The sequence below is a fragment of the Kineosporiaceae bacterium genome (assembly GCA_016713225.1).
In the GTDB taxonomy this organism is placed as follows: Bacteria; Actinomycetota; Actinomycetes; order Actinomycetales; family Kineosporiaceae; genus JADJPO01.
In genome coordinates, this window is sequence record JADJPO010000011.1 from 389,048 (window position 1) to 403,617 (window position 14,570).

Genomic DNA, 14,570 nt, shown 5'->3' on the forward strand with positions numbered 1-14,570 from the left:
CCCGACGGCGGGGTGCACTCACCGGTCGAGCACCAGCCAGCCACCGTGGTACTCGAACACCCGGTAACGGCATCGGCTGCGCCGTCCCCACGCCTCGAGGTCGGCGAGGCTCACGGTGCGCACGTGCCCCCAGGTCTCGTCGGCCTCCATCTCCAGCGGGACGGCGACCACCACCCGGCGCCGGGCCAACCGCAGTGCCTCGACGAGCACCTTGTCACCGTCCGCCCCGTCGAGGTGTTCGACGAGGTGCAGCGCGAGCACGGTGTCAGCCGGCGGCACCACGGCCGGGTAGCGGGTCGCGTCGGCCACCCTGGTGGCCAGCCGCACCCCGAGGCGCGGCGCCACCCGAGCCAGGAGCTCGACGGCCCCCGGTGAGATGTCGGTGGCGGTGGCCTCCAGACCCGAGGCGGCCAGCCGCAGCGAGAGGAAGCCGAAACAGCACCCGAGTTCGAGCACCGAGTCACCGGCGATCAGGTCGCCGGCGCGGCGGTAGACCGGGGCGTAGTCGGCCAGGGTGCCGGGCCGAACCGGGGACTCGATGTGACTCAAGGTGTTGCGGTAGAAGGTCTCCCAGCTGCGAAGCGGGTCGGCCTCCACGCTCAGTACCACGCCGGTGAAGATCCGCTCGAACAGGTCCTTGCCGCGCAGCCAGCCAGGGCGGAACAGCTCGTCGGTCAGCAACCCGGCCAGGTCGTCGTCCACCTCGTCGCTGCTCAGGACGTGCTCGACCGACACGTGCCCCGGGCCGGGCAGCACGTCGAAGTGCGCGGTGCGCACCATGCGCAAGCGGCGGCGGTGACGATGCCCCGCGGTCGAGCGCACGATCACCCGGTCGTCGCGGTACACGCCGTCGGGGCACGGGGTGAACGGGTCGATGGGGGCGAAGTGCCGCGCGGTCACGATGGCCTGGCCATGGCCAGGCTCATCTGCTCCAGGCCGTGCAGCCCGCGCACCACCTGGACCCGGTCACAGAACTCCGCGTACGCCGGCAGGTCGCAACGACCCAGGGACCAGGAGAAGCGGGGTTCGGGGGTGAGCCAGATCGTCGAGCGGGCGCGCCGGGTGATCTCCTCGAACACCTCCATGCGGGGATCGTGGCTGTTGCCCCGGCCATCGCCCAGGATCAGCACCGTGGTCCGCCGCGTGATGGCCGAGCCGTGCGCCTCGAGGAACTGCTCGAACGCGCGCCCGTAGTCGGAGTCGGCGTCGACGTCCAGCAGCCCGCCGGCCGGCACGCCGGAGACCACCAGCGAGAGCGCCTCCTCGATGCGGTGCTCGGCGAACAGGTCGGTGATCTCGACCAGATCGGCGCAGAAGGCGAAGGTCCGCACCGCCGGGGCGAGCGAGGCCAGCGAGTGCACCAGGTGCAGGGTGAACTTCGCGGTCATCCGCACCGACAGCGACACGTCGCACAGCACCAACAACCGGGGTCGGTCCTCGACCCTGCCCACGGTCACCGGCCGGAACGGCACCCCGTCGTAGCGCATGTTCTGCCGCATGGTGCGAGCGGAGTCGATCACGCCCCGGGCCGCCACCCGACGTCGCGGCCGGGGGGCGCCGTGCAGGCTGCGCAGCAACCGCCGCAACCCCTCCTCGAGCCGGGCACGGTCGGCCTCCTCGATGGTCTCGGTGGCCACCGCGGCGATCTCGCGCGCCTCGACCTCGCGTTGGCGGGCCATGAGCCGTTCCAGGTGTTCGCGCAACGTCTCGGGCAGGGCCGCCAGGAATGGGGCGAGAGCCCGCCGCAACGCCGCCAGGGCCTCGGCGTCGCTGCCCTCGGCGTCCTGCGAGAGGTCCTCCGGGACCTGGCCGGCCAGCCAGTCGAGCAACGCCATCTCCTGTGCGACGGACAGTTCGGCGTCCAGGGTCAACCCCGGGCGGCTGGCCAGGTCGCCGGGCAGTCCCGGGTTGTGCAGCCGTGACGTGGCGATCTGGACCCGCGCAGCCTCCCCTGCCCCACCGCGGTTGTCAGCCGACAGCACGATCTCGTCGGTCAGGGAAGCCAGGTCGAGACGATTGGCCTCCTGGTGCAGGTTGTACTGCTGAGCCAGATCCTCGGGGCGGAAGAAACGGTGCAATTCAACGGGTTTGCCGTGCGAATGGCCTTGCTGAGGGGTCTCGCCCGGCTCCTCGCCGAGGGTGAACGTGGTCAGCTCGCCGTCGTCGGCCAGGTCATCGTGGGCATGGTTGTGCTCGAGGTCCTGCTCCTCGATCACGGCCCGGAGCCCGAAGAAGGCGTCGAAGATCCTGTGGAAGGTGGCCAGATCACGCCGATCCTTGATCAGGCAGACCGCCAGGGCGCTGCGCAGCACCTCGCGGTCGGCCAGTACTCCGGGCTGGGCGGCCGCGTGGAGCGCGTCGATGACCTCGGCGACACTCACCCGCACCCCGTACAGGCGCAACAGCCGGACGAAACGGTGCAGCGCGCCGTCCATCGGGGCCTCGCCGGTTCACACCGGCCGGCGCCGGGCACGGCGCGCGGCGAAGGACCGCTCACCCTGGCCGGACCCGACGCTGCGGGGGAGCCCGGATCGTCCGGGGGCGCCGTAGTAGGCCTCGTCGTGACGACCCGGGTTGTCCTTGCCGGCCCGGACGGCGCGCCCGTCGACCTCGTCGTCCTCCCGATCGCGAGGGTTCTCGTGTGGATGGTCGTGCGGATGGCCCGGTTCGTGCCCGTGTCCATGGCCGTGTCCATGGCCGTGTCCATGGCCGCGTTCGCCGGGAAGGTGTTGCGGCACCTCGGCATTGGGATCCACCAGCCCCGTCACCAACTGCGGCAACGCGGAGGCGGCCCGGCTCAGGTCACGCTCGTACTTGAGCACCACGTTCAGCGTGGCCGCCAGAACATCGGCGCGCAGATCAGCCACCCCCAGCACGGCCAGGGTGCGGGCCCAGTCGATGGTCTCGGAGATGCTGGGGGCCTTGCGCAGTTCGAGCTCTCGCAGACGACGTACCACCTCGACCAGCCGGGCGGCGAGGACATCGGACAGACCGGTGTCCTTCGAGCGCACGATGTCGAGCTCGCGCTGTGCCGAGGGGTAGTCCAGGAACAGGTGCAGGCAGCGGCGTTTCAACGCCGCGGACAGATCTCGGGTGTTGTTGGAGGTGAGCACCACGTACGGCTGGTGGACCGCGCGGACGGTGCCGATCTCGGGTATCGAGATCTGGAACTCCGACAACAGCTCCAGCAGAACCGCTTCGAGTGCCTCGTCGGCTCGGTCGACCTCGTCGATCAGCAGCACCACGGGCTCGGGTGAGCTGATCGCCTCCAGCAAGGGACGCGGCGAGAGGAAGCGCTCGGAGAAGAAGACGCTCTCCTGCGCGGCGATCCGCTCCACCGAGGTTGTCAGGTCGTGGGCATCGGAGAGCAGTTGCCCGATCTTCTCGCGCAGGATCTGCGTGTACAGCATCTGCTTGCCGTAGTCCCACTCGTACAGCGCCGTGGTCTCGTCCTGACCTTCGTAGCACTGCAGCCGCAGCAGGCGCCGGCCGGTGACCTCGGCCAGACTGGTGGCCAGCTGGGTCTTGCCGACGCCTGCCGGCCCCTCCAACAGAACGGGTTTGCCCAGTCGGGTCTGCAGGAAGACCGTGGTCGCCAATCGGTCGTCGGTCAGGTACCCGTGCTCGGCGAACCGCTTCGCCGTCTCGGCCACATCGGTGAACTCGTCCACGCCACGACCTCCCAGGTCACAGGCCGCCGTCGGCCGGAGGCAGGCATTCCGAGCCCACCTCCGGCCACGATCGGCAGCGTCGATCAGCCGAGCAGATCGTCCAGTGCTCCGGTCATGCAGTGCTCGACCACCGGGCGCACCGTCTCGAAGGTGCACTCCTTGGCATTGCCCGGGGTACAGGCATCACCGAGCACGTGGTTGGTGATCCGGTCGACGTCGCCCGCGTCGCCGAGGATCGTCGGGGCGTTGGCATAGAACGCGGTCGGACCCTGACCCAGCCGGTTCTTGGAGTAGCTGTCCTGGGTGACGTCGTTGAACCGCTCCGGAATGCCCACGTCGCGCAACAGCCGGATCGCGGCCTCCAGCGCGGCGTCGGCAGCCTGGACGTCCGTCATGCCATGGGTGTCGACCCCCATCACCCGGGCGATGTCCGCGAAACGCTTGTAGGCCGCCGGCATGTTGAAGGCCCAGACCCGCGGCAGCGCGATCGCGTTGTTGAGGCCGTGGTGGGTGTCGTAGAACGCGGACACGGCGTGCGAGATCGAGTGGATGATTCCCAGGCCACCGGAGTTGAAGGCCTGAGCCGCAATGTACTGGGCGTACATCATGCCCTCGCGACCGGCCAGGTCCTGCCCGTTCCACACCGCGGCCCGCAGGTTCTCGGCGGTGAGCTTGATGGCGTGCAGGGCGTTCCCCAGCGAGGGCTGGAAATTGAGGCGCGAGACATAGGGTTCGCTCGCGTGGGCCAGGACGTCGAAGCCACACTGTGCGGTGTAGTCGACCGGGCAGTCGTAGTAGAGCACCGGGTCGTCGATGGCCAGGGTCGCGACCGAGGCGTCGTCGAAGGCCACGTACTTGTGCGGGTTGTCGGGGTCGGTGGTGGTGTCGGTGATGACGTAGGCCCACGACGTCTCCGAGCCGGTCCCGGCAGTGGTCGAGACCGCGATGTGCGGCGGGTTCTTGGGGTTCTCGCTCTTGTTGAAGCCCTCGAACTCGTTGACGTTGCGGCCGTCGTGGGCCACCGAGATTCGGGCGCCCTTGCAGGCGTCGTGCGAGGATCCACCACCGATCGAGACGAACGAGTCGCACTCGTTCTGCTGGTACAGCGCCACGGCGTCCATGACGTTGTAGTCCTTGGGGTTGGACTCGACCTGGTCGTAGACCACCACCTCGAGCCCGTGGTACTTCATCGACTCCACGATCTTGTGCACGATGTCGGTGCCGCGCAGCCCGGAGGTCATCACCAGCACCTTGCGGAACCCCAGCTTGAGGGCTTCCGGACCGATCATCTCGTGCGCTCCCGGGCCCATGAGTGCCCTCGGGAACGGATGGAATTCCTTGATGGGAAACGGCTTGAGCAGTTCGTCGACCTGCATGTCCAACCTCCTGGCGCTCAGCGCTGGGCGCTCGCTCGGAACGGTCACTCGCTGGTGCGGACGCTAGGAGCCCCAGCGCCCGGGCAACAGGCGGGCATCGACAAACGGGTCGCGCGGGGGGCGGACAACCTGTCCGTTCCGACAGGACGGCCCGCCCGGGCAGGGTGTGTCCCGGCGTCCCCGCTCACTCCTAGCCTGAACCCACGCCGCCGGCTGAGCGGCTGCCGATCGACCGGAGGACGACGATGAACCCCGACCCGACCGAGCTCACCACTGAACTCACCACTGAACTCACCGCCGACCCGACCGCCGAGACCGTGCTGGATCAGACGCTGGTCGAGGAGGTCTCGATCGACGGCATGTGCGGTGTCTACTGACCCGGACGGCACGGTTCCCACGGCGGACCAGGCGTGGCAGCTCAGTCCCACGGTCGCCCTGCGGCCGGAGCCGTTCGGAGCCCTGGCCTACGACTTCGCCACCCGGCAGCTGAGTTTCCTCAAGACGACGACGCTGCTGGACGTCGTCCGCCGGCTCGACGCGGCGCCGTGCATCGCCGACGCCCTCAGCGACGCCGGCGTGCCGACTGCCCAACGCACGGACTACCTGTCCGCCCTCGCCCACCTTGCCCGGGGCGGGCTGATCCGTCCCCGGCCGACCGGCAGGAGCCCGCGATGAGCGTCACCACCGAACGGCCGCTGCGGCTCGTCGATCAGTTCGAACACGGACTGAATGCCCCCATCTGCCTGACCTGGGAGCTCACCTACGCCTGCAACCTCGCCTGCGTTCACTGTCTGAGCTCGTCCGGACGTCGCGATCCCGACGAACTGAACACGGCCGAGTGCCGGTCGTTGATCGAGCAGTTCGAGGCGATGCAGGTGTTCTACGTCAACATCGGCGGCGGTGAGCCGACGATTCGAGCGGACTTCTGGGACCTGGTCGAGCACGCCGTCGCCCACCATGTCGGCGTGAAGTTCTCGACCAACGGCTACCGGATCACCCGCCGGCGCGCCCAGGCCCTGGCCGCGACGGAGTACGTCGACATCCAGGTCTCACTGGACGGCGCCACCGCCGAGGTGAACGACGCCGTTCGGGGCCAGGGCAGCTTCGAGACGGCGACCCGTGCCCTGGAGCACCTGGCCGAGGCCGGCGTGAGGTCACCCAAGATCTCGGTGGTGTGCACGCGGCACAACATCGATCAGCTGGACGACTTCGCGGCGCTGGCCCAGCGGTACGGCGCCCAGCTACGGCTGACCCGGCTGCGGCCCGCCGGCCGTGGCGCCGACACCTGGCCGCAGTTGCACCCGCTCCCCGGCCAGCAACGCCAGCTCTACACCTGGCTGATCGAGCACGGAGACCAGGTGCTCACCGGTGACTCGTTCTTCCACCTGTCCGCCTATGGTCAAGCCCTGCCGGGCCTGAACCTGTGCGGAGCGGGCCGCGTGGTCTGCCTGATCGACCCGGTCGGTGACGTCTATGCCTGCCCGTTCGCGATCCACGACAGGTTCAAGGCCGGGAACGTCCGATCCGCAGGGGGATTCGCGGACGTCTGGCATGACGCACCGCTGTTTCGGCAATTGCGTGAACCAACCTCGGGTGGTGCCTGCAGCTCGTGCTCGGCCTTCGACAGCTGCCGCGGTGGGTGCATGGCCGCCAAGTTCTTCACCGGGCTTGCGATGGACGGCCCCGACCCGGAGTGCGTCACCGGAGCCGGTGAGCGCGCGCTCGCCGCCGTCGACCGGCGGCGGCTGCCGATCATCGGGACGGACCATTCCAAGGGGTCTGCACCGAGAGCATGTGACGCCAGCCCCGTCACCGGCGGTCGCACCGGACCGCCCGGCCATGGCTGAACAATTGGCCGAACAACTGGCCGAGCGTTGCTGGCCCGAGCTGGATGCGGTCCGGCCCGTGGTGTTGGTGCCGGTGGGTTCACTCGAGCAGCACGGCCCGCACCTGCCCTTGGACACCGACACCAGGATCGCCGACCAGGTGGCTCGCGCCGTGGCGCGACAACTCACCGACCACGAGGTCGTGGTGGCACCGGCTGTCGGCTACGGCGCCTCAGGTGAACACGAGCACTTTCCCGGCACCGTCTCGATCGGTCACGAGGCCCTGCACCAGATGGTGGTCGAGGTCGGCCGCTCGGCGTGCCGGTGGTCCGGACCCCTGATCTTCGTCAACGGCCACGGTGGCAACACCGAGTCCCTCCGAGCAGGCGTGAGGCGGCTGCGTGCCGAAGGCCGTCCGGTGAGTTGGGTCAGTTGCTCGATACGCGGCGGCGACCTGCATGCCGGTCGTGCCGAGACCTCGCTGCTGTGTCACCTGGCGCCGCACGTGGTGCAGCGACACGCCGCAGTGGCCGGGCCCACCGCGCCCCTCGACGAGCTGTGGCCGGCCCTACGAGGCGCACGGCGTGCGGGCGATCTCACCCAGCGGGGTCCTGGGCGACCCGACCGGCAGCAGCGCGGCGGAGGGCGCCCGGTTGTTCGCGGAGCTGGTGGCCGATGTCACGACCGCGGTTCTCGCCGAACTGCGCCGAGTGGCTCAGGCGTCCTCGCAGCCATGATCGCCCGGCCGGTGACAGACGCGGTGCCGCCGGGCTTCACCGTGCAGCTCGGTGACCGCGTGCACCTGTGCGACGACGGCCGTGCGCTGGTGGGTGCATCGAGTGTGCTGTACCTGCGCCCGGAGGCGGCCGAACGGTGGGGGTCCGACCGACGGTTGGCGGTGCGCACCGCCGCGGATGCCGCGCTGGCACGACTGCTGCTCGACCGCGGGATGGCCGACCCGGTGTGGCACCACCGGCCCCGGGCCGAAGCCGCCGTGGGCCGGGTCACCGTGGTGGTGCCGGTGCGCGATCGAGACGACCAGCTCGACCAGCTGCTCGGTGTACTGGCCGCGGCTCGGCTGGACGTGGTGGTGGTCGACGACGGCTCACGCGATCCGGAGGGCGCGGCCCGCGTGGTGCGAACCCATGGCGCACGGTTGGTGGTCCACCCGCGTAATCGGGGGCCGGCGGCGGCGCGCAATACCGGTCTGGCACACGTCGACACCGAGTTCGTGGCCTTCTGCGATTCCGATGTCCTGCCCGACGCCGACTGTCTCGCGGTGCTGCTGCGCCACCTGGACGACCCGGCGGTGGCTGTGGTGGCTCCCCGAGTGCTCGGGGTGCCACCCCGCCCGGACGACGGGTGGATCGAGCGTTACGAGCAGGCGCGCTCCTCACTCGATCTGGGTGCACACCCGGGCGCGGTCGGTCCGCAGCGCCCGGTGTCCTATCTGCCGTCCGCCTTCCTGCTGGCCCGCAGGTCGGCACTCGGCACCGGATTCGACGAGGCGCTGCGGTGTGGTGAGGACGTGGATCTGATCTGGCGATTGGTGGACGCTGGTTGGCGCGTCCGTTACGAACCGGCAGCCACAGTGCGCCACCGACACCGCACAGTGCTTCGGGAATGGTTGCAGCGCAAGGCGTTCTACGGCACGTCGGCAGCTCCGCTGGCCTCGCGGCACGGTCGCGCCGTGGCTCCGGCGGTGCTGACCGGCTGGTCGGCCGCGGTGAGTGTGGCGCTGCTGGCACAGCGACGCTGGTCGGTGCCCGTGGCTGCGGCAGCCTGGGCGTGGACCACCGTCTCGGTGGCACGGCGGCTGCGGCGCAGCGCGCACCCCCTGCGCACCGCGGCCGTGCTGACCACCGAGGGCCTCGTGGCCACGATGTGGCAGACCGCCTCAGCCCTCACCCGGCACTACTGGCCGATCGCCCTGACCGCCGCCGTGGTCTCGCCGCGGGGACGGCGCGCGCTGCTGGCGGCCGCCGTCGCCGAGGCCGTGGCGGATCGCCACCGCACGGGGGCCGACCTCGATCCGGTGCGCTACCTGCTGGCCCGACGGCTGGACGACGCCGCCTACGGAGCCGGGCTCTGGTGGGGCGCCATCCGGGCACACTCCGCCGAGGCATTGATGCCCGACGTCCGGCACCGGGCGAGGTGAGGGCAGGCGAGGGCGGGTGAGAGGAAATGCCGCGAACGCCGTCGTGGGTGGCCGGTCTCCCAGCAGACCACCGTGGTCGCTCGGCGACGTCGATGTCATGGCGCACTCCCACCGGTGGTCGCGCCCTCGCCCACCCGCGCCAGCACCGTGGTCGCCAACCGGGACGCTGCCGCGATGCACGAGCCCAGACCGACGCCGCGCACCCCGGCGCCCGTCAGATACACCCCGGGCAGCTGGGCCAAGGCCGCGTCGATCGTCGCGACCCGATCGGCGTGACCCACGGTGTACTGCGGCATCGCGTCGGGCCAGCGCTGCACGTGGCTGGACCGCGGCGGATCGACCACACCCATCGCCGCGGCGAGCTCGGCCCGGACGGCACGCACCAACACCTCGTCGTCCATCGCCGCCCAGCGCTGGTCGCCGTCGCGCCCGACCATGCAGCGGATCAGCACGGCCGGACCATCGGCGTGCTCCGCCGCGCTCCGGGGCGACACGTGCGGCCACTTCGCCGTCACCCAGGTGCACCCGACCAGCAGGTGACCGTCGGCCGGGGGCACCAGGAACCCGGTGCCGTCCAGCGGACGGGTGATCGCGGCGGGGTCATAGGCCAGCATCACCGTGGCCACGCCGACGTGTGGCACCTCAGCGGCGGCCGCCGCCGCCACCGGCGCGATGCCCCCGAGCAACGCCGCCGCCCGCGGCGCCGGCACGGCCAGCACCACCTCGTCCGCCGGGAAGGTCTCACCGGACGCCGTGCGCACCACATATCCGCCGGTCTGCAGCGCGCTCAGGTCGGTGGCCAGGCCGTCCGTGACGATCCGTGTGGAGGGCACCTCCTCGAGGGCTTCACGCAGTGCGGCCACCAACGTGCCGAGCCCACCCTCCAGGCTGATCAGGGCCGGTCCCCCGCCGGTGCGCGGCTCCTGACCACGCATGGCCAGGAACACGCTCCGCCGGCCCGTCACCGCCGCAGCCACCTCGGGGACGGCGCTGCGGGCGGACAGCCGAGCAGCATCGCCGGCGTGCACGCCGCCCAGCAGGGGCTCGATCATGTGGGCGAAGACCTGCCGGCCGAACCGCGGCCGCAACAGCTGCGCGATGCTCGGGTCGGCGAGGCCCTGCGCGGTGGCGGGTAGCACCAGATCGGCCCCGGCCCGCAGGAAGCCCCACGGCGAGACCAGCCCGGAGCGCAGCAACGGTCCCAGTTTGTTCGGCACGCCGAAGATCGAGCTCTGTGGCAACCGGCGCAGTGCCCCCCGCGCCCAGATGAAGGCGCCCGTCGACCGCGGCGCCCGGCGGGCGTCGTCCAGGCCCAGGTCGGCCAGCAGGGCGTTGACGGCCGGGATGCGCACCAACAACGCCTCCGGGCCGGTGTCGACCCGATACCCGGCCACCTCTGCCGAGGTGATCTTGCCGCCGACCCGGGGCGCGGCGTCCAGCACGGTGACCTGCGGTGGATGCTCGCCGCGGGTCAGGTAGTACGCGGTCGCCAGACCGCTGATGCCGCCGCCGACCACGACGATTCGCTGCACCGTGCTCGCCTTCTCTGCCCTCGGAGCCGTTCGCCCTGCCGACTCACCCTACGTGCCGGGCCGAGACCTCCCGGGAATGCCACCATGGGTGCATGGACGCCGACTCGCCCGCCCCCGCCAGCGACCCCACGACCGCGCTCGGCGATGGCAAACACCCGCGCGACACCCCGCGCTCCCCCGCGTTCCGGGCCTTCATCGCGCGCGACTGGCAGCCGCGCCCCACGGCGCTGCCCGACCGGTTGCCGTCCGCGCCGTTCGCGGCCGACCGGCGTCGCCGCGTGGGTGCGATGTTCCCCGGCGAGCGGCTGGTCTTCCCCGCCGGCGGGTTGACGCCGCGCAGCAACGACACCGACTACCGGTTCCGGCCGCACTCCGCGTTCTCGCACCTGACCGGCCTGGGCACCGATCAGGAACCGGACGCCGTGCTGGTGCTCGAGCCGATCGAACCGGGCTCGTCGGCAGGCGGCGAGGGCGGCGGCGCCACGCACGAGGCGGTGCTGTTCTTCCGTCCCCGGGCCGAGCGCGACACCACCGAGTTCTACTCCGACGCCCGCTACGGCGAGCTGTGGGTCGGCGTGCGACCCAGCCTGGAGGAGATCACCGCCCTCACCGAGATCAGCACCCGCCACCTCGACGAGGTGCTGGACGCCCTGGCCAAGGACGCCGGCGAGGACGGCCTGAGCGTGCGCGTGGTCCGGGACGCCGATGCGGCGATCACCACCCACCTGGACAGTGCCCGCGGGGCCGGGCACGCGGCGTCCGACGAGCGGCGCGAGACCGTGACCAGCTCGGACGCCGAATTGGCGCGGGTGGTCAGCGAGCTGCGGCTGGTCAAGGACGTCTACGAGATCGAACAGATGCGCGAGGCGGTGGCCGCGAGCGCCCGCTCGTTCGAGGACGTCGTCCGCGCCCTGCCGCAGGCCGTGGCCACCGTGCGCGGCGAGCGGGTGATCGAGGGCGTGTTCGCCCACCGTGCCCGTCTCGAGGGCAACGGCACCGGCTACGACACCATCGCCGCCAGCGGGCCGCACGCCTGCACGCTGCACTGGATCCGCAACGACGGGCCGGTACGCGAGGGCGACCTGGTGCTGATCGACGCCGGGGTCGAGCTCGACAGCCTCTACACCGCCGACGTCACCCGCACCCTGCCGGTGACCGGACGCTTCAGCGAGGCGCAGCGTCGGGTCTACGAGGTGGTCCTCGAGGCCGCCGATGCCGCGTTCGCGGTGGCCCGGCCCGGCACCCGGTTCCGCGACCTGAACGTGGCCGCGCAGACCGTGATCGCCCGCCGGCTGGCCGAGTGGGGGCTGTTGCCGGGCACCGCCGAGGAGTCGCTCGACCCCGAGGGCCAGTTCCACCGGCGCTGGATCGTGCACGGCGTGAGCCACCACCTGGGCATCGACGTGCACGACTGCGCGCAGGCCCGCCAGGAGATGTACATGGACGGCATCCTCGAGCCGGGCATGGTCTTCACCATCGAGCCGGGGCTGTACTTCAACGCCGATGACCTGATGGCCCCGGAGGAGTTGCGCGGCATCGGGATCCGGATCGAGGACGACGTGCTGGTCACCGCGGACGGCTGCGAGAACCTGACCGCGATGCTGCCACGCACGGTCGACGAGATCGAGGCGTGGATGGCGGGGCTGCTGGGTCGCTGAGGGGTCGCTGAGGGGTCGCTGAGCAGGTCGGCTCAGCCGGCCGGGATCAGCTCGGACAGCGTCTCGAAGGCGTAGCCCGCGTCCTTCCAGGCGGTGAGCACCTCGGGCAGGGCGTCGAGTTCGGTGTCCCGCCGGGTGATCAGGCTGCCGCTGGGCAGGCCCACCCAGGCGGAGCGTCCGATGCCGTCGTGCAGGTCGACCACCGCCCCCGGGTGGACGGCGCCACGCAGGTGACGTCGCACGCCCTCGGTGTCGTCGTCCGGCCCGCCACCGTCCTCGCCGTTGCGCACCACGGACCACAACGCCAGGTCCTGATCGACCGCCCGGGCAGCGAGCAGGGTCGCCGAGGTCACCTCGCCCCGGGGCGGGCGGTACCAGCGCGGACGACGCCCGGTCACCGTCTCGACGGCGTCGGCGCCGCGGGCCATCGAGTCGCGTACCGCGTCAGCGGTGAGCCGCACGGCGGAGACGTGATCGAAGCTGTGGTTGGCGAGTTCGTGACCCTCGTCGCGCGCTCGCCGCACCAGGTCGGGGTGGCGGTTCACCAGCTCACCGATCACGAAGAACGTCGCCCGGATCCCGCTGCTGCGCAACAGGTCGAGCGTGCGGGCGGTGAACTGCTCGGTCGGGCCGTCGTCGAAGGTCAGCGCCAGCCGTGGCGTCGCGACCGGCGCCGACCACCACACCCGGAGGTCACCGCGCACCGCCTGTTGGGACACCGACGAGGCCAGCGCCGCGGCGTCCGCGTCCTGGGTACGTGCTCGGGTGACCAGCGACGAACCGACACCGGCCAGCGCCGCGGTCGAGGTGGCCACGGCCCCGGTGAGCAGGAATTGGCGACGCTGCATGGCGGCGACTCTACGGCGGCCCCGGTCGGCCGGGGGAGGTGCCGGGCTGGTGCGGTCGGGGGTGCTGCTACGGTCCGCGACCATGGGCAGCCGCACCGGGGTCAGCGTGCTGGCCGCGGTGCTCGTGGTGGCCGGGCTGGGCCTGGTCAATCGCGCCACCCTGGCCGAGACGACCTCGGCGCGCTCGCCCCTGCACGCTGCGGTGGTCGGGCTGGACCAGCACGGTGAGCGCGTCGTCCTGGCCGAAGGCGGCCTGAAACGACTGGTTCCGGGCACGCGTGCCCTCGACGAGCGGGCCGCCGACGCGCAACGCGAGTGGCTGAGCTCAGGGCGAGTGCCGGGCGCCGGCACCCGATGGGAATCGATGGTGCACGACGCCCTGCTCGACCTGCACGTCCTGACCGTGCCCGTCGAGCCAGTCGAGTCGAACGAGTCTGTCGAGTCGAGCGAGTCGAGCGGTTCGACCGACCAGCGCGAGGCCGCCGCCGTGGCCGGGTGGGCCGAGCGCTGGCGCTACGTCTGGCCTCGCGACGCCGCCTTCGTCGCCGCGGCGTACGCCCGCAGCGGCCACCCGGCGGACGCCGAGGCCGTGCTCGCCTTCCTGCAACGGGTCCAACCCGAGTCCGGTCACCTGCAGGCCCGCTACGTGCCCGATGGCTCGGGTGAGGTGCCCGACCGGCGCGGTGAGGAGCCGGACGGCCCGGGGTGGACGTTGTGGAGCCTGGCCGTCCTGGCGGACTCGCTCGACGACCCCGGTGCCCGGCGCGACCTGCTGACCCGGTTGCGTCCGCTGTTGGTCCGTTCGACGCGGGCGTGCCTGGAGCTGGTCGCGGCCGGCAAGGGGTTGCCGGCCGCCGGTCTCGACTACTGGGAGGTACCCACCCGACGCGCAACCCTGGGGGTCGCCGCGCCGACACTCGCCGGTCTCGAGGCCGCTGCGAGGTTGTTGCCACTCGTGGACGACGAGACGCTGGCCACATCGGCAGCCGAGACAGCGCGGGCACTCGACCGTAAAATCGCCCGGGTTTTCGGCACCCGCGGCTACCCGCGAGAGGTGCGAGGCTCAGCGCACGACGCCGCCCTGACGTTTCTCATGCCGCCGTTCCGGGACGCCGTCCCGCCCGCCGGACTCAGCGCGGCATGGGTGGCCGCGCAACGCCAGATGCGTCGTCCCGCAGGGGGTTTGGCGCCCGGATCGGCCTGGCGACAGGACGGTGTCTCCTGGACTCCGGAGACGGCCCTGTTCGCGCTGACCGCCGCGACGACGTCCCAGCGACGCACCGCCGAACAGTGGCTCGCCTGGCTCGATGCCCACCGCACCGCGGGGGGCGCGCTACCCGAGAAGGTGCTCGCCGACGGCAGCCCGGCCGCCGTTGCACCGCTCGCCTGGACCGCTGCGCTGGTGATCCTCACGGTTGATTCGTTGGATCAGACTGCCTCTCCACGCGTCACCATGGGTTAACCTGCAGTCTGTTGCGCCGTCAACCAACGGCGACACCTT

At 71.4% G+C, this 14,570-nt stretch carries 12 protein-coding genes and 1 pseudogene; 7 read left to right on the forward strand and 6 right to left on the reverse strand.

Translation table 11 applies throughout. The features are described 5' to 3' along the window. Positions 1-18: 18 nt before the first annotated feature. The 4 genes from IPK24_24500 to mdo form a co-directional block, all read right to left on the reverse strand. Positions 19-900: a class I SAM-dependent methyltransferase gene (locus tag IPK24_24500; GenBank protein MBK8078617.1), complete on the reverse strand. Its 882-nt coding sequence runs from the start codon at positions 898-900 to the stop codon at positions 19-21. Beyond that, positions 897-2,435, reverse strand: a complete 1,539-nt coding sequence (locus tag IPK24_24505) for a VWA domain-containing protein (protein MBK8078618.1) — start codon at positions 2,433-2,435, stop codon at positions 897-899. Before IPK24_24505 ends, IPK24_24500 begins: the two co-directional genes overlap by 4 nt. 15 nt (positions 2,436-2,450) lie before the next feature. Then, positions 2,451-3,686 carry a MoxR family ATPase gene (locus tag IPK24_24510; GenBank protein MBK8078619.1) on the reverse strand — a complete coding sequence of 412 codons (1,236 nt, stop codon included), beginning with the start codon at positions 3,684-3,686 and terminating at the stop codon, positions 2,451-2,453. A gap of 68 nt (positions 3,687-3,754) precedes the next feature. Then, on the reverse strand, positions 3,755-5,047 hold the full coding sequence (mdo, locus tag IPK24_24515) for an NDMA-dependent methanol dehydrogenase (protein ID MBK8078620.1): 1,293 nt from the start codon (positions 5,045-5,047) through the stop codon (positions 3,755-3,757). 245 nt (positions 5,048-5,292) lie between these two features. Between mdo and mftA the strand changes: the two genes are divergently transcribed. The 5 genes and pseudogenes from mftA to mftF all read left to right on the forward strand — a co-directional run bounded on the left by mftA (position 5,293) and on the right by mftF (position 9,031). Next, the gene (mftA, locus tag IPK24_24520; protein MBK8078621.1) at positions 5,293-5,424 is read left to right on the forward strand and encodes a mycofactocin precursor; all 132 of its coding nucleotides are present in this window, start codon (positions 5,293-5,295) and stop codon (positions 5,422-5,424) included. Then, complete coding sequence (gene mftB, locus IPK24_24525; protein MBK8078622.1) at positions 5,414-5,722, forward strand: mycofactocin biosynthesis chaperone MftB; 309 nt, start codon at positions 5,414-5,416, stop codon at positions 5,720-5,722. Before mftA ends, mftB begins: the two co-directional genes overlap by 11 nt. Next, a complete protein-coding gene (gene mftC, locus IPK24_24530; GenBank protein MBK8078623.1) occupies positions 5,719-6,894 on the forward strand; it encodes a mycofactocin radical SAM maturase in 1,176 nt (391 codons plus the stop codon). Before mftB ends, mftC begins: the two co-directional genes overlap by 4 nt. Next, positions 6,887-7,610: pseudogene (gene mftE, locus IPK24_24535) on the forward strand (mycofactocin biosynthesis peptidyl-dipeptidase MftE). Before mftC ends, mftE begins: the two are co-directional and overlap by 8 nt. Continuing rightward, a complete protein-coding gene (gene mftF / locus IPK24_24540; protein MBK8078624.1) occupies positions 7,607-9,031 on the forward strand; it encodes a mycofactocin biosynthesis glycosyltransferase MftF in 1,425 nt (474 codons plus the stop codon). Before mftE ends, mftF begins: the two are co-directional and overlap by 4 nt. A 95-nt stretch (positions 9,032-9,126) precedes the next feature. Here mftF and hemG read toward each other — a convergent pair whose 3' ends face one another. Further along, positions 9,127-10,563 (reverse strand): protoporphyrinogen oxidase, encoded by a 1,437-nt coding sequence (hemG, locus tag IPK24_24545; GenBank protein ID MBK8078625.1) that lies wholly within the window; start codon positions 10,561-10,563, stop codon positions 9,127-9,129. A 92-nt stretch (positions 10,564-10,655) separates the two neighbouring features. Between hemG and IPK24_24550 the strand changes: the two genes are divergently transcribed. Continuing rightward, positions 10,656-12,221, forward strand: coding sequence for an aminopeptidase P family protein (locus IPK24_24550; GenBank protein MBK8078626.1), 1,566 nt, complete (start codon positions 10,656-10,658; stop codon positions 12,219-12,221). Positions 12,222-12,253: 32 nt separating this feature from the next. Here IPK24_24550 and IPK24_24555 read toward each other — a convergent pair whose 3' ends face one another. Beyond that, positions 12,254-13,069 (reverse strand): polysaccharide deacetylase family protein, encoded by an 816-nt coding sequence (locus IPK24_24555; GenBank protein ID MBK8078627.1) that lies wholly within the window; start codon positions 13,067-13,069, stop codon positions 12,254-12,256. A gap of 82 nt (positions 13,070-13,151) precedes the next feature. Here IPK24_24555 and IPK24_24560 point away from each other — a divergent pair, with 82 nt between their 5' ends. After that, a complete protein-coding gene (locus IPK24_24560) occupies positions 13,152-14,531 on the forward strand; it encodes a glycoside hydrolase family 15 (protein ID MBK8078628.1) in 1,380 nt (459 codons plus the stop codon). The last annotated feature ends 39 nt before the right edge of the window (positions 14,532-14,570 follow it).

Bases quoted from the DNA above. Each gene is read 5' to 3' on its own strand.
- IPK24_24505 (MBK8078618.1), bottom strand. From the start codon at position 2,435: ATGGACGGCGCGCTGCACCGTTTCGTCCGGCTGTTGCGCCTGTACGGG.
- mdo (MBK8078620.1), bottom strand. From the start codon at position 5,047: ATGCAGGTCGACGAACTGCTCAAGCCGTTTCCCATCAAGGAATTCCAT.
- mftA (MBK8078621.1), top strand. From the start codon at position 5,293: ATGAACCCCGACCCGACCGAGCTCACCACTGAACTCACCACTGAACTC.
- mftC (MBK8078623.1), top strand. From the start codon at position 5,719: ATGAGCGTCACCACCGAACGGCCGCTGCGGCTCGTCGATCAGTTCGAA.
- mftF (MBK8078624.1), top strand. From the start codon at position 7,607: ATGATCGCCCGGCCGGTGACAGACGCGGTGCCGCCGGGCTTCACCGTG.
- IPK24_24550 (MBK8078626.1), top strand. From the start codon at position 10,656: ATGGACGCCGACTCGCCCGCCCCCGCCAGCGACCCCACGACCGCGCTC.
- IPK24_24555 (MBK8078627.1), bottom strand. From the start codon at position 13,069: ATGCAGCGTCGCCAATTCCTGCTCACCGGGGCCGTGGCCACCTCGACC.
- IPK24_24560 (MBK8078628.1), top strand. From the start codon at position 13,152: ATGGGCAGCCGCACCGGGGTCAGCGTGCTGGCCGCGGTGCTCGTGGTG.